The sequence below is a fragment of the Microbacterium sp. SS28 genome, assembly GCF_022761035.1.
GTDB lineage: Bacteria > Actinomycetota > Actinomycetes > Actinomycetales > Microbacteriaceae > Microbacterium.
Window position 1 is genome coordinate 65,207 of sequence record NZ_JAKWJP010000006.1, and the last position, 18,468, is coordinate 83,674.

Genomic DNA, 18,468 nt, shown 5'->3' on the forward strand with positions numbered 1-18,468 from the left:
CCGCGCTCCTTACGGGATGAGCGCGACCTTCCCGCCGGGGTGCCCGCCGCGCACGAACTCCAGCGCGGCGATCGCCTCGTCCAGCGGATAGGTCCTCGCCATTGGCACGACGAGGGCGCCCTCGCCGGCGAGGCACACGAGCTCTCCGCGCACCTCGTCCCGGAATCTCCTGCTGTCGGGCATGGCTCCCCCGATGATGGCAAAGCCGTCCGCCTTCGCGCGGGGGCCGGCGACGATCGTGACGATGCGCGATCGGTCCGCGACGAGTTCGAGCGAGACGTCGACGGCCTCCTCCGTGCCGACGCAGTCGAGGGCTGCGTCGACACCGCCCGGCGCAAGGGCTCGCACCCGGTCCGCGAGGCCCGCACCGTAGGCCACGGGGGTCGCGCCGAAGCGCTCGACGACGTCGAAGCTCGCCGGGCTCGCCGTGCCGATCACGCGCGCCTCGATTCGGCGCGCCTGCTGAAGGATGCTCACGCCGACGGCTCCGGATGCCGCGTGCACGAGGATCGTCTCGCCCGCCGCGACGCGGGTCACGTGCAGCATCTCGGCGGCGGTGGACCCTGCGAGCAGCAGGTTCGCCGCTTCGGGGAACGTGAGCCCCGCGGGCTTGGCGTAGACATCGCGCGCGGGCACGGTCAGTTCGCTCGCGTACCCGCCCTTCACGCGGAAGGCGAGGACCTCGTCGCCGAGGGAGACCTCGCCCGAGCCGATGCCCGCCGAGCCGCCACCGTCCGGTGCGGGGCCGAGCGCCGTGACGACGCCCGCGATCTCGTAGCCGATCGGGATCGGCAGCTGATCGGCTCCCGGCGCGCGGGCGCTGCGGATGTGCTTGTAGTCCGCGGGGTTGACGCCCGCCGCACGCACGGCGATCGTCACCTCGCCCGGGCCGGGTGCGGGTGGCTCGTACGCGACGAGGCGCAGGACGTCGAGGTCGCCGAAGTCGGTTGCGATCCAGTGCGTGGCCATGCGTCCATCCTGGTCCTCTCCCGCCGAGCGAGGGCCGCGGGGAGACTTCCGGGCGCGCTCGGTCAGACGGAGTAGAGGTCGGGAAGGCCCGTGCGCAGCTCGACGGGCAGGTGCGCGAGATCGTTGTGGGACACCAGAGTCCAGGGACGGCCCTGCTTCTGCGCGAGCACCGTGAGTCCGCAGTGGGCCTGATTGAGGGTCATCCAGCGCCACTCGGGTGCCTGGAGAACCTCGCGGACGAACCAGGAGATGACGAAGTTGTGGGTTATGAGCAGCTCGTGCACATCCCCCTGTTTGCGAACGAGGAACTCCCCCACGGCATCGGCCATCTGCGCCCGGCCCGCCTCGACGTCCGCCTCGGTCACCGATCCGAAGAACGGCTCGAAGACGCCCGGCGTCTCGGGCGTCATCCCCGTGGGGATGCAGTCGAAGAGCAGCGCGGTCGGCTGCGGCGATACCGACGGCAGCCGCTCCGCGACGGCACGCGCCGTCTGCGCGGCGCGCTCGAGAGGCGAGTGCCAGACGGCATCCAGCGGCACGCCCGAGAGGCGATCCGCGATGAGCGAGGCCTGACGGCGGCCGCGCGGCGACAGCGGCCCGTCGACTAGGCCGTGCTCGGCATCCTGATGCTCCCCGTGACGCACCAGGTAGAGGTAGTGCGTCACAGAAGCTCGCTTCGTCGGGGGGATGGCGTACCTGCGGGCACTCTTCCACCCTATGTCACACGTGTGACGTCGCCTGGCCCGCCCGCGTCGGGCGCGGGATCACTCCGCGGCGCGAGCGATCTCGGCGAGGTGCGCGCGGCTGAGCCGTACGCCGACGCCCTGCACGAGCTCGTCGATGTGCTGCGGCGCGAACGCGTTGATGATGGGCGCCGTCACGAGCTTCTGCGCGAGCAGCCACGCGACCGCGACCGCCGCGTCGGGCACCCCGAGTTCGGCGCCGACGGAGTCGAGCGCGCGCAGCGTGCGCGTCCCGCGCCGGTTTAGGCTCGCGGCGAGCTGCGCGCCGCGAACCGAGAGGCTGCCGCGCATGCGCGCGCGGTGGCGACCCGCGAGGAAGCCGTGCTCGAGGCCGTGCGACGGCGTCACCGCCATCCCCTGCGCACCAGCGACGAGACGGAGGTCGGAGTCGAACTCGTGGCGACGCAGGACGTTGAAGGGCACGTCGAGCACCGTGAGGCGGGGGTAACCCGCCGACGCGTAGATGCGCGCTTCGACGAGCTGAGCCGCCGTGTAGCCGATCGCGCCGATCGCGCGGGCCTTGCCCGTGTCGACGAGCCACTCGGCGGTCGCGAGGGTGTCTTCGAGAGCCGTCTTGCTGTCGGCGGTCGCGTCGAGGTACAGCAGGTCGATGCGGTCGGTGCCGAGCCGCGTCAGCGATGCTTCGACGGCGCGCACGAGGTTGACGGGGCCGAGACCCGGGTTGTCGGGGTGCCCGCCGACGCGCGACGCGACGACGATCTCGTCGCGGAGCCCGCGGGACGAGAGCCACTGACCGATGATGTGCTCGCTGCGGCCGCCCGCGAAGCTGTCGGCCGTGTGCACGGCGTTGCCGCCCCGCTCGAAGTAGGCGTCGAGGATGTCGTGACTCGACTCGAGGTCGACGTTCCAGCCGAACTCGGCCGCACCCAGGATGAGGGGGAAGACCGAGGGCCCGCCTTCGCCGAGAGTCACGCGGACGAGGCTGCCGACGGGGGCTCCCTGGACGGGGATGGGTGCCGACGGGTGCAGCGCGGCGGCCGCGACCGGGGCGGTCTCGGGGCGCGATGAGGAGACGGCAGAGCCAACGCCGAAGAGAGCCATAGGTCACCCCCTCACGACGAACGTCCGTGGGACATCCTCGTGATCGCTTCTTCCGCACCCCCCGGCGCGGTACTCAAAAGGGTAGGCCAGGCGGCGCGAGCTTCCGGACGCGGAGGCGGCCCGGCGGTAAACATTCGATAACGCTTTCATCACGACACCCCGCGGGAGCGCTCCCGGGTCCCCCATTCGGCGGACATCTCTGCCATACACGCCGAATGCCCGCCCCTCGCGAAGAGGAGACGGGCATCCGGACAGTACTGTCAGGCGATCGTGCGATCAGCCCTCGGCGGGCCCCTCGGGGCCGGGGTTGGCCGCAGCGCGACCCTCCTGGTCGGCCGGCTCCTCGAGCACGGGCTCGAGCGAGAGCTTGCCGCGGTCGTCGATCTTCGTGATCTTCACGAGGATCTTCTGACCGACCGAGAGCACGTCGTCGACGTTCTCGACACGCTTGCCGCCGGCGAGCTTGCGGACCTCGCTGACGTGCAGCAGGCCGTCCTTGCCGGGCAGGAGCGAGACGAACGCGCCGAACGTCGCGATCTTGACGACGGTTCCGAGGAACTGCTCGCCCACCTCGGGGTTGGTCGGGTTGGCGATCGCGTTGACCTGGGCACGGGCGGCCTCGGCCGACGCGCCGTCGGTCGCGCCGATGTAGACGGTGCCGTCCTCCTCGATGGAGATCTGGGCGCCGGTCTCGTCCTGGATCGCGTTGATCGTCTTGCCCTTGGGTCCGATGAGCTCGCCGATCTTGTCGACCGGGATCTGCACGCTGATGACGCGCGGCGCCGTCGGAGCCATCTCGTCCGGGCCGTCGATCGCGGCGTTGAGGACGTTCAGGATCGTGATGCGGGCATCGTGCGCCTGCTGCAGCGCGGCGGTCAGCACCGACGACGGGATGCCGTCGAGCTTCGTGTCGAGCTGGATCGCCGTGACGAACTCACTCGTGCCGGCGACCTTGAAGTCCATGTCGCCGAGGGCGTCCTCGGCGCCGAGGATGTCGGTCAGCGCGGCGTAGCGCGTCTGGCCGTCGACCTCGTCGGACACGAGGCCCATGGCGATGCCGGCGACGGGTGCGCGCAGCGGCACACCGGCGTTCAGCAGCGACAGGGTCGAGGCGCAGACCGATCCCATCGACGTCGAGCCGTTGGAGCCGAGAGCCTCGGACACCTGACGGATCGCGTACGGGAACTCCTCGCGGCTCGGCAGCACCGGCACGAGCGCGCGCTCGGCCAGGAAGCCGTGCCCGATCTCGCGACGCTTGGGGCTGCCCACGCGACCGGTCTCACCGGTCGAGTACGGCGGGAAGTTGTAGTGGTGCAGGTAGCGCTTGCTCGTGATGGGCGACAGCGAGTCGATCTGCTGCTCCATCTTGAGCATGTTGAGCGTCGTGACACCCAGGATCTGGGTCTCGCCGCGCTGGAAGATCGCCGAGCCGTGGACGCGCGGGATGACCTGCACCTCGGCGTCGAGCGGTCGGATGTCGGCCAGGCCGCGGCCGTCCATGCGGACGCCCTCGGCGAGGATGCGACCGCGGACGATCGTCTTGGTGACCGACTTGTACGCGGCCGAGAACTCGCTCGCGGCGGACGCGGGAAGCTGACCGGCCTCGATTGCGGCGGTGAGCTCGGCCTTGACGGCATCCTTGAGCTCGTCGTCGGCGTTCTGACGTTCCTGCTTGTCGGCGATCTGGTAGATCGGGACGAGCTTGTCGTACGCGCGGCCCGCGACGAAGTCGTAGGTCTCCTGGCTGTAGGGCAGGAAGACCGGGAACGCCTTGATCTCCTTCGCCGCGGTGCTCGCGACGCTGGCCTGGGCCGCGACAAGCTGCTTGAGGAAGGGCTTCGAGGCCTCGAGGCCCTCGGCCACGACCTGCTCGTTCGGCTTGACGGCGCCGGCCTTGATGAGGTTCCAGCTGCCCTCGGTGGCCTCAGCCTCGACCATCATGATCGCGACATCTTCGTTGCCGTCGGCGTCGGTGACGACGCGGCCCGCGACGATGAGGTCGAACACGGCCTCTTCGAGCTGCGTGACGGTCGGGAACGCGATCCACTGGTCGGCGTTCTCGCCGTGGCCCGGGATGAGCGCGAGGCGCACACCGGCGATGGGGCCCGAGAACGGCAGACCCGAGATCTGCGTCGAGAGGGATGCCGCGTTGATCGCGAGCGCGTCGTAGAACTCGCCCGGCGCGATCGAGAGGACGGTGACGACGATCTGGACCTCGTTGCGGAGGCCGTCGACGAACGACGGGCGCAGCGGGCGGTCGATGAGGCGGCACACGAGGATCGCCTCGGTCGAGGGGCGACCCTCGCGACGGAAGAACGAGCCGGGGATCTTGCCGGCGGCGTAGGAACGCTCTTCGACGTCGACCGTCAGCGGGAAGAAGTCGAAGCCCTCGCGCGGCGACTTGCCTGCGCTCGTGGCCGAGAGGAGCATCGTCTCCTCGTCGAGGTACGCGGCGACGGCGCCCTGCGCCTGCTGGGCGAGACGTCCGGTCTCGAACCGGATCGTGCGGGTGCCGAAGCGTCCGTTGTCGAGGACGGCTTCGGCGGCGGTGATTTCAGGACCTTCCAAGAGGTCTCTCCTTCTTTGTTTAGGCTCGCGCGCGCGTATCGCGCACGAGCTTGATGCGAAGGAGCGAGGAACAGGCAGATATGGGCGCGCGGGAATGCCCGCGAGGTCCGCCTGCGCTGGCCACCAGTCGAAGATCACCCGGCGAACTCGCGTCGGGGAACCCACCACAGGGGACCAGCTTCCTGCCGGGCCTGCTCCATGAGCTCAGTGTTGAATTGAGCGGATGCCGCAAGGCAACCCTCAAGAGCCTATCAGTCGGGGCTGCGCATCCCCCTGGGCCGCCGGACTCGATGCGCGCGGAGCACGAGTGCGGTCATCACCGGCACGGAGAGCATGAGTGTTGCGAGAGTGATCGTCACCGACTGGCGCTCAGGCGCGATCGTGGCGAGCATGGTCCCGGAGAGGGCGAACAGGACCGCGAATGTCGCGCCGGAGACCACCGCCGTATGGCGCACCGGATCGGCCGCGACCGGCGGCAGGAACAGCAGGATGACCGCAGCCAGAAGGCCGACCGCCACGAAAACCTGCACGGGCCCGTCCAGGAACGCCGGCAGCAGGTCGACGGCGTGCAGCACGATCACGGGGTAGACCGCGAGCCGCACGAGCGCTGTTCGCGGGATGCTCCGCCAGACGCCGAACGATTGGCCGGCCGTGATCACGCCCACGATGACGATCACCGCGAGTGCGATGGGCGCGGGACTCGCCCACCACGCCGGACCGCCGGGCAGCAGCACGTCGATCGTCGGAGCCGCCGTCCCGGCGAGCAGGTACGGCACCGACACGATCGCGGCGGCACGCGCCGTCGTCCCCCGCCAGGTCGGCACGACGAGGAAGACGGTGAGGCTGGCCGCGGCGGCGAACCAGACGAAGCTGAAGCAATTGAAGGGACCGCACTCGATCCATCCGTCCAGGATGGGTGGCGTTGTGCCGAACAGCGTCTCGAGCAGGGAGCCCACGGCACCGGACGCTTGAATGATCGAGGGGTACGCGAACGCGACGACGAGGATGCCGATCAGCGTTCCGAATCCGCGATCGTCAAGCGGCCGACGCTCGGAGCGCAGGGTTATGAAGACGATCGTCGCGGCCAGGATCGCCGTCATCGGCCAGGATGCGGGCGTTCGCAGTGACCAAAGATCGTACGGGTCGGGGAAGAGATCCTTACCGACAGTCAGTCGGAAGACGATGACGGCGGCCGCCGCGATGACGGCAACGGTGACCCAGCGTCGGTCCGCGCTCGCCCCGAGCACAGGCCGACTGGTGTCGACGCGGCTCCGGGCTGCCGTCGCGAAGCCGTAGAACGCCGCAAGGGTCGCGACCTCGACGCCGAGCGTCGAGACGACCGCCCACAGCGGAGCGGCGCTCCCCTCCGATTCGGGAGCCGTGGTCACGGCGGCCGCGAGCCACGGAACCGAACAGAGGAGGGAGGCGACGAGGATGAGAGGCCCGCGGTCGAATCGTCGCCGAGCGGTCTCGACCACCGCCGTCGCCGTGCCGATCAGCGCGGCGAGCGCAGCCGCGGCGCCTACCCACGCCGCGCTGCCCGCGAAGAACACGACGATCGGGGCGGAGCTCGACGCACCGATCGCGATGGGGAGCCAGATGACCGCCCAGGGGAAGCGTGTGCCGCTCCGCGCGGAGTCTGCGACTGCCGCGACCACTCCCACGGCCGTGAGCACCGCGATCCCCGCGTAGAGGAGAACCCGCAGCCAGGCGGCCGGCGTCTGCCCGGCCCCGATGGGATTGAAAGGGAGCGTCGCCACCCAGGCGAGCGCGAAGCATGCGACCCAGGCGGCGACCACGATGAGGCGAGAGCCCGGCGGGATACGGCCGGGCCGCGCGCGCTGAGATCTCGCGACGATGCCGGCCGCGAACGACGCGAGCGGGGACCGCCCTCGGGACATCGACGTCGCGCCCGTGCCGGGCGCCGCCTGCTGCGGACCCGGAACCTCCCCGGGTCCTGCAGGCGTGTCAGCAGGCGCCACTGACGGAGTCGGCGGCTGCGAAGGCGCGCTCCAGCGCGGCGTCGGACCCGTCGACGTCGCCTGCCAGAAGCATTTCCAGCGCGTCGTACATGTTCGCAGCGGCGGATTGGGCGAACCCCAGATCTGCGCGGCACGTGTCCAGCTCGGCCAGCAGCGCAGCCTTCTCCGCCGCGAGGGCGTCGCGTTCCGCCGTCGCGGCGTTGCGAGCGGAGACGGCCGCGTCGCGATCCGTCAGTGCTCCGTCGCGCTCCGCGCGAAGCGCCTCGACCTCGCCTCTCAGGGCATCGTTCTCCGCCCGGAGCGCCGCGTCTGCGTCGGCCAGAGCGGCGTCCCGCTCCTCGATCGCGGTGTCGCGCTGAGCGATCGCCTCGTCCCTCTCGACGAGCGCGGCGTCGCGCTCTGTGATCGCCACATCCCGATCCGCCCGCGCGGTGTCCCGCTCGGCACGAAGCGGACCCGTCACGGCCAGGGCTGCGTCGCGCTCTGCAACCGCGACATTCAGCTCCGACAGGATCATGTCGCGCTCGAAGCCCGCCTGATCGCAGTCCGAGCGGTCTGCGCCGGGATCTTCGCGCAGGCTGTTGTACCAGTCGAACATCTGACACACGAGTGCGAGCGCCTGGACGGCAGTCGATCGCAACCCGACGGCGGAGGTCCGCAGCCGGGCGTTCTCGCCATCGAGCAGCAGCACGGCGTCGATCAGCGCTCTGTTCTTGTACGCCGCGATATCGAGTTGGGTCTGGGCCGCCGCGAGAACCGTGTCGGTCTCCTCGAGCAGCGCCGTGGCTTCGACCAAGACGATCTGGGCCGCGTCGTAGATCTCGTCGTACGCGTCCCATCCGCGATCCGCCTCCGCGATCGCGGCGTCTCTCTCATCGAGCGCGAGCAGGAGGTTGGCGCGATAGTCGTCGCGCACGGCGATGGTCTCGTCCAGCTGCTTCTGCTGCTCGGCGAGCGTCGCCGCATTCTCGGCCGAGACGCGATTGCTCTCGGCGATGACGTCCGACGTCTTCTGCTGAGCCTCGTCGGCCTCGGCCTGCGCGGCACTGGCGTCCTGCTCCGCGGCGACGACCTGCGGCTCGTACGTCGCCGTCGCGGCGGCCGCGCCCAGGTTGCCGCCGACGACCGCTCCGACGGTCACGGCAATCGCCCCCGTCGCGACGATCGCCACCCACAATCGTCCAGCCATGCCGACTTCCCTCCGGCCATGTCGGCGCCTGCCCCCAGTGCACTGACTCCCACCGGCGACACTGCCGGTTGCGGCGGAGCATACTCCTTCGCGTCCTCGCCCGACAGGGATCGGCTCACACGAGCGTGGACCTGGCGAGCGCGAGGCGCCGAAAGGGGTGGCGGGTGCCGCGAACCCGCGCCTATCGTGGGGTGCATGAGCACCGACGATCAGGCGACGAGTGCGCCCTCCGATGAGATGAAGCGCAAGTTCAAAGAAGCCCTCGACAAGAAGAACGCGCAACACCGGGACGGAGAATCGCACCTCGACACGGAATCGGCGATCCATTCGACGCATGGCGCCATCACGAAGCGCGAGTTCCGCCGCAAGAGCGGCTGAGGAAAGGAGACGGCATGTTCGGCCGCCACGACAAGAAGGACGAAGGGGAGCAGGCCGCCCCGAGCCCCGACAGGGTCGCCTCGAGCGACGACTCCGGCGACGAGTCAGAAGAGCTCTCGGAGTGGGAGCAGATCGAGATCCAGCGCAGGCTGCAGCTCGAAGTCCAGTCGTTCGAAGGCGGCATGGAGGGCTGAGCCCTCACCGCGAGGAGGAGACATGAGCGACTTCCGCGAACGCAACCCCGACGACGAGCGGGAAGTGCCGCTCGACGACGAACAGCTCGAGTCCCCACCGCCGACCCTCGACCCGCTCGAAGCGGTCGAGGAGGACGTCGACGAACTGCAGGGGGAAGAGCGCGCGTCGGCGATCGAAGCCGGCGAGATCGAACCCTGACACGGAAGAGGTCCGGGGCCGTCCCGATGGACGACGCCGGACCTCTTCGCGCGTGTGCGCGCTCCGTCAGCGGATCACCGCGCGAGGGACGCCTCGCGCTCGCGAGCCCGCTCCTCCTTGGCTGCGGCCTCGGCGATGGCGGCCTCTTCGAGACCCTGCGTGCCGACGGCATCCTTCGCCTGCGACATCCCGTCGTGGTCGTCGCCCTGCAGCGTCGTCTCGTCGAAGGGGATCTCGCCGCGCAGCACCGACTTGGCGCGGGCGCTGTCGATCTCCTTGACCCACGTCCCGATGAGGATCGTCGCGACGGCGTTGCCGGTGAAGTTCGTGAGCGCACGGCCCTCGGACATGAAGCGGTCGATGCCGACGATCACTCCGACGCCGTTCACGAGGTCGGGACGGTAGGCCTGGAGTCCGCCGGCGAGCGTCGCGAGACCCGCACCCGTGACTCCGGCCGCACCCTTGGACGCGATGATCATGAAGACCAGCAGGCCGATCTGCTCGGGGATCGACATCGGCGCACCCATGCCCGAGGCGATGAACAGCGACGCCATGGTGAGGTAGATCGCCGTCCCGTCGAGGTTGAAGGAGTAGCCGGTCGGGACCGTGATGCCGACGACGGCCCGCTGGATGCCGAGGTGCTCCATCTTCGCGATGAGGCGCGGCAGCGCCGACTCGCTCGAGGACGTGCCGACGATCAGGAGGTACTCGCGGGCGAGGTACTTCATGAGGCTGAAGATGTTGATCCGCGCGACGGCGTACAGGAGCGTCCCCAGGATGCCGACGATGAAGAGGATGCACGTGATGTAGAAGGCGACCATGAGGACGCCGAGGCTCCAGATCGCCGCGGCCCCCGTCGCTCCGACCACGGCGGCGATCGCTCCGAACGCGCCCACCGGTGCGAGCCACAGGATCATGCCGAGGATGCGGAACACGAGCGACTGCAGGTGCTTGACGGCGCTCATGATGGGCGCGCCCTTCTCGCCCATGCCCTGCAGCGCGAACCCGACGAGCAGCGCGATGAACAGCACCTGCAAGACGTTCTCGCCCACGAAGGCCGAGAAGAACGTCGTCGGGATGATGCCGAGGAGGAACTCCTCGGTCGTCTTGGCCTCGACGGCTGTCGCGTCGTACGTCGCGCCCGCCATGTTGAGGCCCTCGCCCGGGTGGATGATGTTGCCCACGACGAGGCCGATCGCGAGGGCGAACGTCGACATCACCATGAAGTACAGGAGCGCGAGGCCGCCGATCTTGCCGACCGTCGCGGCCTTCGCGATCGAGCCGACCCCGACGACGATCGTGCAGAAGATGATCGGCGCGATCATCATCTTGATGAGCGAGACGAAGGCCGTGCCGAGCGGCTTCAGCGCGACGCCCACCTCGGGCCAGATGAGGCCGACCGCGGCTCCCGCCACGACGGCGATGATGACCGACACGTAGAGCCACGTGTGCTTGTCCCACGCGTGCTTGCCGCGTCGCCAGTTGTAGCCGGGGAGTTTGAAGCCCGTTGTACGTGTCGAGAGAGCCATCGTCGCCTCCTTGAAGTGGACGTCTTCGTCGCCGCCACGATGGCGGTGATGCAAGAGTGCGCGGCATCGTGCGCGGCGCCGAGTTGTGGTCGTATTGGTCGCGACGGGATCGACCTCTTCCGGCCGGGCATGTGGTCGGATGGGGACACGGTTTCGGAAGGGACGACGCGATGGCGGGTCGGCGCGGTGCGACGAGCGCGGCTTCGCGCGTGTTCCTCGTGCTGCTCGGCGCCGTCCTGGTCGTGGGGGCGATCGTCGCGCTGCTGCTCGTCTTCGAGGCGCAGCGCGCCGTGCGATCCGAGGCCGAGCGCGTCACGCGCGCGCTCGCCGAGACGATCGCGACGACGGATGCCGTGGGCGAGGCGCTCCCGGGCGACGACGCGTCAGCGCTCCTCCAGCCCTACGCCGAGCGGGTGATGGCCGAGGCGGGCGTCGACTTCATCACGATCATGACGCCGGACGGCATCCGTGTGACGCATCGCGACCGCGACGAGATCGGCCGGCACTACCTCGGGACGATCCCTGCCCGCCCCGCGACCCTCACGGAGGAGTTCGAGGGCACGCTCGGCTCGTCGGTGCGCACGATCGCGCCCGTCGAGTCCGATGGCGAGCTCGTCGGCTGGGTCTCGGTCGGCGTCACGATCGGCTCGATCTCGTCGGCGCTCGTGCCGCGACTCCCCTTCGCGATCGTGATCGCGCTCGCCGTCGTCGCCGCCGGGTTCGCCGGGGCCCTCTTGGCCGGCCGCATCACGAAGCGCGTCACGGGCGACCTCCCGGCCGGGAGCGTGCGCGACGCGGTGTCGTCCTACGAGTCGATGCGCACGCTCGGCGAGGCGCTGCGCGCGCAGACGCACGAGCACGGCAACCGCATGCACACCGCCGTCGCTCTGCTCGAGCTCGGCCGCACGGACGAGGCGATCGAGATCCTCACCGAGACATCCCGTCAGAGCCAGGCGCTCGTGGATCAGGTGACGGCGCGGCGCGACGGCGATCCCACGGTGGGCGCGCTGCTGCTCGGCAAGGCCGCACAGGCGCGCGAGCGCGGCATCGACTGGATCGTCGAGATCGACCCCGCCGCTCCGCGGAGCACTCTCCCGCCCGTCGATGCCGTCTCGGTGGTCGGCAATCTCATCGACAACGCCCTCGACGCCGCCGCCGCCGGCGCGGAGCCGCGCTGGGTCCGCGTCGAGCTCTCCCCCGCACCGCGGGACTCGCTCGCGATCGTCGTCTCCGACAGCGGCGACGGCATCCCGTCGGCGATCGCCGACCGCGTGTGGGAGCACGGGTTCTCGACGAAGCCCGCCGACGCCGAGGGCCGCGGCGTGGGGCTCGCCCTCGTCCGGTCGATCGTGCAGGGTGCCGGCGGATCGGTCGAGGTGACGGCATCCCCCACCGCCTTCCGTGTCGTGCTGCCCCGGAGGCCTTCGTGATCAGCGTCCTGCTCGTCGACGACGACGCCCTGACCCTCGAGCTGCACCGCTCGTACCTCGAGCGGATCGAGGGATTCCGCGTGGTCGGCGAGTGCACGGGCGCGCGGGCCGCCGTGACGGCGATCCTCGAACAGCCGCCGCGCGAGGGCATCGACCTCGTGCTGCTCGACATCACGATGCCCGACGGCACCGGGCTCGACGTCCTGCGGCACGTCCGCGCACGGGGCGGCGACGTCGACGTCATCGCCGTGACGGGTGTGCGCGACGCGGAGGCCGTTCGCCAGATGGCGTCGCTCGGCGTCGCGCAGTATCTCGTGAAGCCGTTCTCGTTCGGCGTCTTCCGGGAGCGCCTCGAGCAGTACCGCACGTTCCGGCAGAAGGCGCAGGATGCCTCGGGCCAGGCGACGCAGGCCGAGATCGACGCGATGCTCGGCGCGATGCGCACGGCGGCACCCGTCGCGCTCCCCAAGGGCCTGTCGTCCGAGAGCCTCGAGCGCGTGAGCGCCGAGGTGCGCGCGCACGGACCGCTCTCGGCGAGCGAGGCGGCAGAGCGGCTCGGGATGTCGCGGGTCGCCGCCCGCCGCTACCTCGAGCACCTCGCCGAAGCGGGACGCGTCAACCGGTCGCCGCGCTACGGGACGGCGGGAAGGCCGCAGTCGGAGTACCGCTGGCGCGGCTGAGGCCTCAGCGGCTGAGGCCTCAGCGGGCGGGCGCCGTCACCGGCTTCGTGCCGCGACCGGGCAGCTCGATGTAGCCCGTGTGCTTCGCACGTCGCCCGTCGCCCGCCGTGCGCCCCCGGAGGCGCCGCCACACCCACGGCAGCGCGTCGCGCGCGAGCCACGACGACGAGGGCTCGGCCTCGTCGTCGGCGTGCAGGGCGGCGTCGAGCTCGCCGAGCGCCTCGGCGTCCCGGACCCCGAGCGCCTCCGCGGCGCGGTACGCGAGGAACCGGTGCCCGCGCGAGCGCAGGTGAACCTTGTCGGACGCCCACAGCGCGACGTCGCCGATCGCGGGCTGCGCCTCGAGGTCGAGGAGGATCGCGCCGGTCTCGCGCGCGATGCGCCGCAGCTCGCTGTTGAAGACGGCGAAGCGCCGGGCGAACAGCATTGCGGCGCGGCGGCGCGGCAGGAACGGCGTCACGAGCAGGACGTCGGCGCCCGTCGCCCGCAGGGCGCGGACGGCTCCCTCGAGCTCCGCCGCGAGCGCGATCGGCGCTGCCCGGCGGGCGACGAGATCGTTCGAGCCCATGAGGATCGAGACGAGGTCGGGTCGCAGAGCCAGCGCCTGCGGAAGCTGCTCCGTCGTCAGGTCGCGGATGCGCCGGCTGCGCACGGCGAGATTGGCGTACCGGAATCCCCTCGCGCCATCGGCGGCGAGCAGCTGGGCGACGCGGTCGGCCCATCCGCGGTACTGTCCGGGGAGCATCCGCGAGGTGTCGCACAGCCCCTCAGTGAGCGAGTCGCCGAGAGCGACGAAGCGCCCGAAGCGGCGCCGGGCCATGCCTTCCACGGCAGGAGGGACCGACGGCCGCGTCGCGCCCCGGGCGAGCAGGGCGTCGTCGATGGGACGCAGCATCCGTGCCTCTGCATAGTGCTCGACGAGCTGACCGGAGAGCGCGTGCCACGTGCGGTCGCGAACGGATTCGCGCGCCGCACGGCCGAAGGCGCGGCGCTTGGCCTCGTCGCCTGTGAGGTCCTCGACGCGGGCGCGCAGGTCGACGAGGTCGCCCGGACGGTAGAGCCAGCCGTCGATGCTGCTGCGAACGAGGTCGACGGGACCGCCAGTGCCCGTCGCGACGACCGGGACGCCGCTCGCGAGCGCCTCCTGGATCGTCTGGCCGAACGTCTCGCTCTCGCCCGGGTGGACGAAGACGTCGAAGCCGGCGACCGCCTCGGCGAGCGCCTCCCCCGAGAGATGGCCTGTGAAGACGGCGGTGGGCAGGAGGCGCTCGAGAGCGGCGCGCGAGGGGCCGTCGCCGACGATGACGAGCCGCGCACCGGGGATCCCGACGAGCGCCCGGAGGTCCTCGACCTGCTTCTCGGGTGCGAGGCGTCCGACGTAGCCGACGACGAGCTCGCCGGCGGCGACGGACTGCCGCCACGCGTCGCTGCGGCGGGCGGGTGCGAAGCGCTCGGCGTCGACCCCGCGCCCCCAGCGCCGCAGCCGGTCGACGCCGAGCGCCTCGAGCTGGCGCGCCGACGCCGACGACGGCACGAGCGTGAGGGTCGCGCGTCGGTGCAGCCGCGACACGTGCGCCCCCACGAGAGCCGTGGCCCGCGGCATCCCGTACTTCTCGGCGTATGCGACGACGTCGGTCTGGTACACCGCGACCGACGGGATGCGCAGCGCATGCGCGGCAGCGATGCCCTGCCAGCCGAGAACGAAGGGCGATGCGAGGTGTACGACGTCGGGGCGGAACTCGCGCAGAATCGCCGTGAGCCGCGCCGCCCGCGCGAACACGACGCGCACCTCGGGATACGACGGGAGCGGCACCGAGCGCAGGAGTTCTGCACGGGCGCCGTGGAGCTCGCCGCCGGGGTCGCCCGCGCGGGGAGCGATGACGAGGGTCTCGTGGCCGGCGTCGGCGAAGTGCCGCAGGATCTGGAGCACCGATCCCGTCACGCCGTTCATGTGCGGGAGGAAGGATTCTGCGAGGATCGCGACTCTCACGCCTCCAGCGTGGCGGTCAGGAAGACGACGGATGCCGCGAAACGGCCCGCGGCGCGGACTGTTCATCCGATGCACCACGCCGCGTCACCTGTCGTGCGCCGTTGGGTAGCCGTTCACGCTCGACTGGTAGCCACGACGCGTGACCGATGACTGGCTCACGGCGCTCGCGGGGAGTCCCGTCGCGCTGCCGCTGCTGTTCGCGCTCGTCCTGGGGGACGCCTTCCTCGTGCTCGTCCCCGGCGAGGCGGCCGTCACGGCGTTCGGCGCGCTCGCGGTGTCGACGGGCGCTCCGCCGCTCGTCGCCGTGGTGACGGTCGCCGCCCTTGCCGCCGGGTGCGGGGACGCCTGCTGCTACCTCGTGGGCCGGCGCGTCGGCCTGCACCGGTGGCGCTGGATGCGCGCGGCGCGCACGCAGGCGGCCTTCGCGTGGGCGCGCACGCGCCTCGACGAGCGCACGGCGCTCGTGCTCTTCACAGCGCGGTTCATCCCCTTCGCGCGCCTCGCCGTCAATCTCGTCGCGGGTGCCTCGCGGCTGCCCGCACCCCGCTATCTCGCCGTCGCGGGCGGCGCCGCCCTCGCGTGGGCGCTCTACCAGGCGCTGCTCGGGGCGGCCGTCGCGGCGATCCTGCCGGGCGGCTCGGTGGTCGCGGTCGCCGTCTCGGTCGTCGTCGCGGTCGGGATCGGGCTCGGGCTGGACGCGGTGCTCGCGCGCAGCCGGAGGCGCTCGACCGAACCGTGAGCGGATGGTGTCACCGGCCCACGGCAGGATGGGAGCCATGGCGGAGCCGAGCGACGACTGGACCGGATACGATCCCGACTTCCTCGGGGCTGCGGTGCCCCTCCCCACTCCGCTGGGCGATGAGGAGGTCGTCGCCCTCACCTACCCCCGCTTCACGGTGCTCGTCGAGACGGCGCGGCGGTTCGCGATCTCGACCGGGGTCAACATCGACGGAGCCGCGCTGCGCGACCTCGCACGGCGCGGCGACTGGGATCTCGACCCGCGCCTCCCCGCCTCCGATCAGGCCGGCCCCGGCGTCTACACGGCCAACGACCTCGACCGCGGGCACCTCGTGCGGCGGCGCGACCCGGGCTGGGGAACCGAGGCCGAGGCCCGCGCGGCGATGGGCGCGACCTTCTTCTACCCCAACGCCGCGCCGCAGGCCGCGGGCTTCAACCAGTCCAAGGAGCTCTGGCTCGGACTCGAGGATCACGTCCTGGCATACGCCGACGCGACGGATCAGCGCGTCTCGGTGTTCACGGCGCCCGTGCTCGCGGCCGGCGACCCGCCGTACCGCGGCATCCGGGTGCCCCGACGGTTCTGGAAGATCGCGGCCTGGTCGACGGGCGACGGGAACGGAGAGCTCGCGGCGGCCGGCTTCGTGCTGGATCAGACCGAGCTCGTCGATGCCGCGATCGGGCAGGGCGCCGTCGCGCCGCTCGGCGGCTTCCGCACCTTCCAGGTGCCGATCGCCGACATCGAGCCGCTCGCGGGGATCGATCTCGGCCCTCTCGTCGCGGCGGACGTGCTGCCGAACGCCGAGACGGCGCGCCCCACGGCATGGAAGCCGCTGAGCGCGCCGTCTGAGATCGAGCTGAGCTGAGCCCTACTCCCCCGCGAGACCGCCGAGCAGGTGGCCGAACGAGCGGCCCTCGCCGAGGTAGCTCGCCGGGTCGAAGGGGTCGAGGGATGTCTCGGCCTCACGCCGCGCGATGGCGTCCGCGAGCTCGCGGGCTCCGCGCGAGATCCGCTCGCCGAGCGGAGCGACCTGGTCGGCCGACCCGCCCCAGTCCGCCGAAGCCGCGAAGACGCCGGTCGAGACGGCCTCGGCGTGCAGGTAGGCGAACAGCGGCCGGATCGCGTAGTCGATCGCGAGCGAGTGCCGCGGCGTTCCCGCGTTCGCGCCGATCAGGACGGGCTTGCCCGTGAGGGCGTCGGGGTCGATCACGTCGATGAACGACTTGAAGAGGCCCGAGTAGCTCGTCGAGAAGATCGGCGTCACGGCGATGAGGGCGTCGGACGAGACGACGGTGTTGATCATCGAGTCGAGCGCGGGCGGAGCGAACCCCGTCAGCATGTTGTTCGTGATGTCGTGCGCGTAGTCGCGCAGCTCGAACACGTCGACCTCGGCCTCGATGTCGCGCTCCGCGAGAGCCTTGACGGTCGCCGCCGCGAGGCGGTCGGCGAGCATGCGCGTGGACGAGGGGTTCGAGAGTCCCGCCGAGACGACGGCGATCCTGCGAGCGGTCATGTCACGCCTCCTTACGGCCGAGGCCGAACGCCGCGCCGGCCGGCGCGGGGGTGTCCTGATAGGGGCTGTCGCCGACGAGGTTGTCGCCGCGGTTCGCACCCGGAACAGCCTGGCGCGGGGCCTCGTCGCCGTACTTGGCGGCCACGAGGTTCGCGTGGGTCGGGGCATCCGGAATGTTCTCCGGGCGGTTCTTCGCGAGCTCGCGACGCAGCACCGGGACGACCTCGCCGCCCAGGATGTCGAGCTGCTCGAGCACCGTCTTCAGCGGCAGACCCGCGTGGTCGACGAGGAACAGCTGACGCTGGTAGTCGCCGTAGTAGTCGCGCATCGAGGCGTAGCGGTCGATGACCTGCTGCGGCGAGCCGACCGTGAGGGGCGTCATCTCGCTGAAGTCCTCGAGGCTCGGGCCGTGTCCGTAGACGGGCGCGTTGTCGAAGTACGGGCGGAACTGCGTGACGGCGTCCTGCGACTTCGCGGCCATGAAGACCTGGCCGCCGAGACCCACGATCGCCTGCTCGGGCGTCCCGTGGCCGTAGTGCGCGTAGCGCTGACGGTAGAGCGCGATGAGGCGCTGGTAGTGCTCCTTGGGCCAGAAGATGTTGTTCGCGAAGAAGCCGTCTCCGTAGTACGCGGCCTGCTCGGCGATCTCGGGGGTGCGGATCGAGCCGTGCCACACGAAGGGGGCGACGCCGTCGAGCGGGCGGGGTGTCGAGGTGAAGCCCTGCAGCGGAGTGCGGAATTTGCCCTCCCAGTCCACGACGTCCTCCCGCCACAGACGGTGCAGCAGGTTGTAGTTCTCGATCGCGAGCGGGAGTCCCTGGCGGATGTCCTGGCCGAACCAGGGGTAGACCGGACCCGTGTTGCCGCGGCCGATCATCAGGTCGGCGCGGCCGCCCGAGACATGCTGCAGCATCGCGAAGTCCTCGGCGATCTTCACCGGGTCGTTCGTCGTGATGAGGGTCGTCGCGGTCGACAGGACGAGTCGCTCGGTCTGGGCCGCGATGTAGGCGAGCGTCGTCGTGGGTGAAGAGGACCAGAACGGCGGGTTGTGGTGCTCACCGACGGCGTAGACGTCGAGGCCCACCTCCTCGGCGTGCTTCGCGATGGTCACGGCGGCGCGGATCTTCTCCGCCTCGCTGGGGGTGCGTCCCGTCGTCGGGTCCTCGGTGATGTCGCTCACCGAGAAGATGCCGAACTGCATTCCGGGCCACGTTGTGGTCTCGCTCACGATCTCTTCCCGCTTCCCGGATGTTCGTGACATCCGTTTCTATGCATCTGAATGTATCTCGTGCAACGCATCCCCTGC

The 18,468-nt window shown here is 70.9% G+C and carries 17 protein-coding genes; 7 read left to right on the forward strand and 10 right to left on the reverse strand.

Features of this window, described 5'->3' with window-relative positions:
- Nucleotides 1-9: 9 nt before the first annotated feature.
- The 6 genes from MJ607_RS16835 to MJ607_RS16860 form a co-directional block, all read right to left on the reverse strand.
- The gene (locus MJ607_RS16835) at nt 10-969 is read right to left on the reverse strand and encodes an NADP-dependent oxidoreductase (RefSeq protein ID WP_243076776.1); all 960 of its coding nucleotides are present in this window, start codon (nt 967-969) and stop codon (nt 10-12) included.
- 62 nt (nt 970-1,031) lie between these two features.
- Entirely contained in the window at nt 1,032-1,634 is a 603-nt protein-coding gene (locus tag MJ607_RS16840) for a histidine phosphatase family protein (RefSeq protein WP_308193852.1), read from the reverse strand.
- 99 nt (nt 1,635-1,733) lie between these two features.
- Nucleotides 1,734-2,774: an aldo/keto reductase gene (locus MJ607_RS16845; RefSeq protein WP_243076777.1), complete on the reverse strand. Its 1,041-nt coding sequence runs from the start codon at nt 2,772-2,774 to the stop codon at nt 1,734-1,736.
- A gap of 276 nt (nt 2,775-3,050) precedes the next feature.
- Nucleotides 3,051-5,342: a polyribonucleotide nucleotidyltransferase gene (locus MJ607_RS16850; RefSeq protein WP_243076778.1), complete on the reverse strand. Its 2,292-nt coding sequence runs from the start codon at nt 5,340-5,342 to the stop codon at nt 3,051-3,053.
- A 251-nt stretch (nt 5,343-5,593) separates the two neighbouring features.
- Complete coding sequence (locus MJ607_RS16855) at nt 5,594-7,324, reverse strand: hypothetical protein (protein ID WP_243076779.1); 1,731 nt, start codon at nt 7,322-7,324, stop codon at nt 5,594-5,596.
- Nucleotides 7,311-8,513 (reverse strand): hypothetical protein, encoded by a 1,203-nt coding sequence (locus MJ607_RS16860; RefSeq protein WP_243076780.1) that lies wholly within the window; start codon nt 8,511-8,513, stop codon nt 7,311-7,313. The genes MJ607_RS16855 and MJ607_RS16860 overlap by 14 nt, the downstream gene beginning before the upstream one ends.
- Nucleotides 8,514-8,708: 195 nt before the next feature.
- Here MJ607_RS16860 and MJ607_RS16865 point away from each other — a divergent pair, with 195 nt between their 5' ends.
- From MJ607_RS16865 to MJ607_RS16875, 3 genes are read left to right on the forward strand one after another with little or no spacing between them, the layout of a single operon-like run.
- Complete coding sequence (locus MJ607_RS16865) at nt 8,709-8,891, forward strand: DUF5302 domain-containing protein (protein WP_243076781.1); 183 nt, start codon at nt 8,709-8,711, stop codon at nt 8,889-8,891.
- 14 nt (nt 8,892-8,905) lie between these two features.
- Complete coding sequence (locus MJ607_RS16870) at nt 8,906-9,085, forward strand: hypothetical protein (RefSeq protein ID WP_243076782.1); 180 nt, start codon at nt 8,906-8,908, stop codon at nt 9,083-9,085.
- A gap of 22 nt (nt 9,086-9,107) precedes the next feature.
- The gene (locus MJ607_RS16875) at nt 9,108-9,284 is read left to right on the forward strand and encodes a hypothetical protein (RefSeq protein WP_243076783.1); all 177 of its coding nucleotides are present in this window, start codon (nt 9,108-9,110) and stop codon (nt 9,282-9,284) included.
- 74 nt (nt 9,285-9,358) lie between these two features.
- Here the strand turns inward: MJ607_RS16875 and MJ607_RS16880 are convergent, their stop codons facing one another.
- Nucleotides 9,359-10,813, reverse strand: coding sequence for a cation:dicarboxylate symporter family transporter (locus MJ607_RS16880; protein WP_243076784.1), 1,455 nt, complete (start codon nt 10,811-10,813; stop codon nt 9,359-9,361).
- A gap of 170 nt (nt 10,814-10,983) precedes the next feature.
- Between MJ607_RS16880 and MJ607_RS16885 the strand changes: the two genes are divergently transcribed.
- Both MJ607_RS16885 and MJ607_RS16890 read left to right on the forward strand, forming a co-directional pair.
- Nucleotides 10,984-12,243: an ATP-binding protein gene (locus tag MJ607_RS16885; protein ID WP_243076785.1), complete on the forward strand. Its 1,260-nt coding sequence runs from the start codon at nt 10,984-10,986 to the stop codon at nt 12,241-12,243.
- The gene (locus tag MJ607_RS16890; protein WP_243076786.1) at nt 12,240-12,923 is read left to right on the forward strand and encodes a response regulator; all 684 of its coding nucleotides are present in this window, start codon (nt 12,240-12,242) and stop codon (nt 12,921-12,923) included. The genes MJ607_RS16885 and MJ607_RS16890 overlap by 4 nt, the downstream gene beginning before the upstream one ends.
- Nucleotides 12,924-12,942: 19 nt before the next feature.
- On the opposite strand, the gene MJ607_RS16895 is transcribed toward MJ607_RS16890, so the two are convergent.
- Nucleotides 12,943-14,913, reverse strand: a complete 1,971-nt coding sequence (locus MJ607_RS16895) for a glycosyltransferase (RefSeq protein ID WP_243076787.1) — start codon at nt 14,911-14,913, stop codon at nt 12,943-12,945.
- A 139-nt stretch (nt 14,914-15,052) separates the two neighbouring features.
- Here MJ607_RS16895 and MJ607_RS16900 point away from each other — a divergent pair, with 139 nt between their 5' ends.
- Nucleotides 15,053-15,652 carry a DedA family protein gene (locus MJ607_RS16900; protein WP_243076788.1) on the forward strand — a complete coding sequence of 200 codons (600 nt, stop codon included), beginning with the start codon at nt 15,053-15,055 and terminating at the stop codon, nt 15,650-15,652.
- 37 nt (nt 15,653-15,689) lie between these two features.
- The gene (locus MJ607_RS16905) at nt 15,690-16,514 is read left to right on the forward strand and encodes a DNA/RNA non-specific endonuclease (protein ID WP_243076789.1); all 825 of its coding nucleotides are present in this window, start codon (nt 15,690-15,692) and stop codon (nt 16,512-16,514) included.
- Nucleotides 16,515-16,517: 3 nt separating this feature from the next.
- Here the strand turns inward: MJ607_RS16905 and MJ607_RS16910 are convergent, their stop codons facing one another.
- A complete protein-coding gene (locus MJ607_RS16910) occupies nt 16,518-17,162 on the reverse strand; it encodes an FMN reductase (RefSeq protein WP_243076790.1) in 645 nt (214 codons plus the stop codon).
- 1 nt (nt 17,163) lies between these two features.
- A complete protein-coding gene (locus tag MJ607_RS16915; protein ID WP_243077057.1) occupies nt 17,164-18,363 on the reverse strand; it encodes an LLM class flavin-dependent oxidoreductase in 1,200 nt (399 codons plus the stop codon).
- Nucleotides 18,364-18,468: the final 105 nt, after the last annotated feature.

Excerpts from the sequence above, each read along its gene's own strand:
- MJ607_RS16915 (WP_243077057.1), bottom strand. The coding sequence starts at position 18,363 with ATGCAGTTCGGCATCTTCTCGGTGAGCGACATCACCGAGGACCCGACG.
- MJ607_RS16845 (WP_243076777.1), bottom strand. The coding sequence starts at position 2,774 with ATGGCTCTCTTCGGCGTTGGCTCTGCCGTCTCCTCATCGCGCCCCGAG.
- MJ607_RS16865 (WP_243076781.1), top strand. The coding sequence starts at position 8,709 with ATGAGCACCGACGATCAGGCGACGAGTGCGCCCTCCGATGAGATGAAG.
- MJ607_RS16875 (WP_243076783.1), top strand. The coding sequence starts at position 9,108 with ATGAGCGACTTCCGCGAACGCAACCCCGACGACGAGCGGGAAGTGCCG.
- MJ607_RS16870 (WP_243076782.1), top strand. The coding sequence starts at position 8,906 with ATGTTCGGCCGCCACGACAAGAAGGACGAAGGGGAGCAGGCCGCCCCG.
- MJ607_RS16905 (WP_243076789.1), top strand. The coding sequence starts at position 15,690 with ATGGCGGAGCCGAGCGACGACTGGACCGGATACGATCCCGACTTCCTC.
- MJ607_RS16835 (WP_243076776.1), bottom strand. The coding sequence starts at position 969 with ATGGCCACGCACTGGATCGCAACCGACTTCGGCGACCTCGACGTCCTG.
- MJ607_RS16860 (WP_243076780.1), bottom strand. The coding sequence starts at position 8,513 with ATGGCTGGACGATTGTGGGTGGCGATCGTCGCGACGGGGGCGATTGCC.
- MJ607_RS16910 (WP_243076790.1), bottom strand. The coding sequence starts at position 17,162 with ATGACCGCTCGCAGGATCGCCGTCGTCTCGGCGGGACTCTCGAACCCC.
- MJ607_RS16885 (WP_243076785.1), top strand. The coding sequence starts at position 10,984 with ATGGCGGGTCGGCGCGGTGCGACGAGCGCGGCTTCGCGCGTGTTCCTC.
- MJ607_RS16880 (WP_243076784.1), bottom strand. The coding sequence starts at position 10,813 with ATGGCTCTCTCGACACGTACAACGGGCTTCAAACTCCCCGGCTACAAC.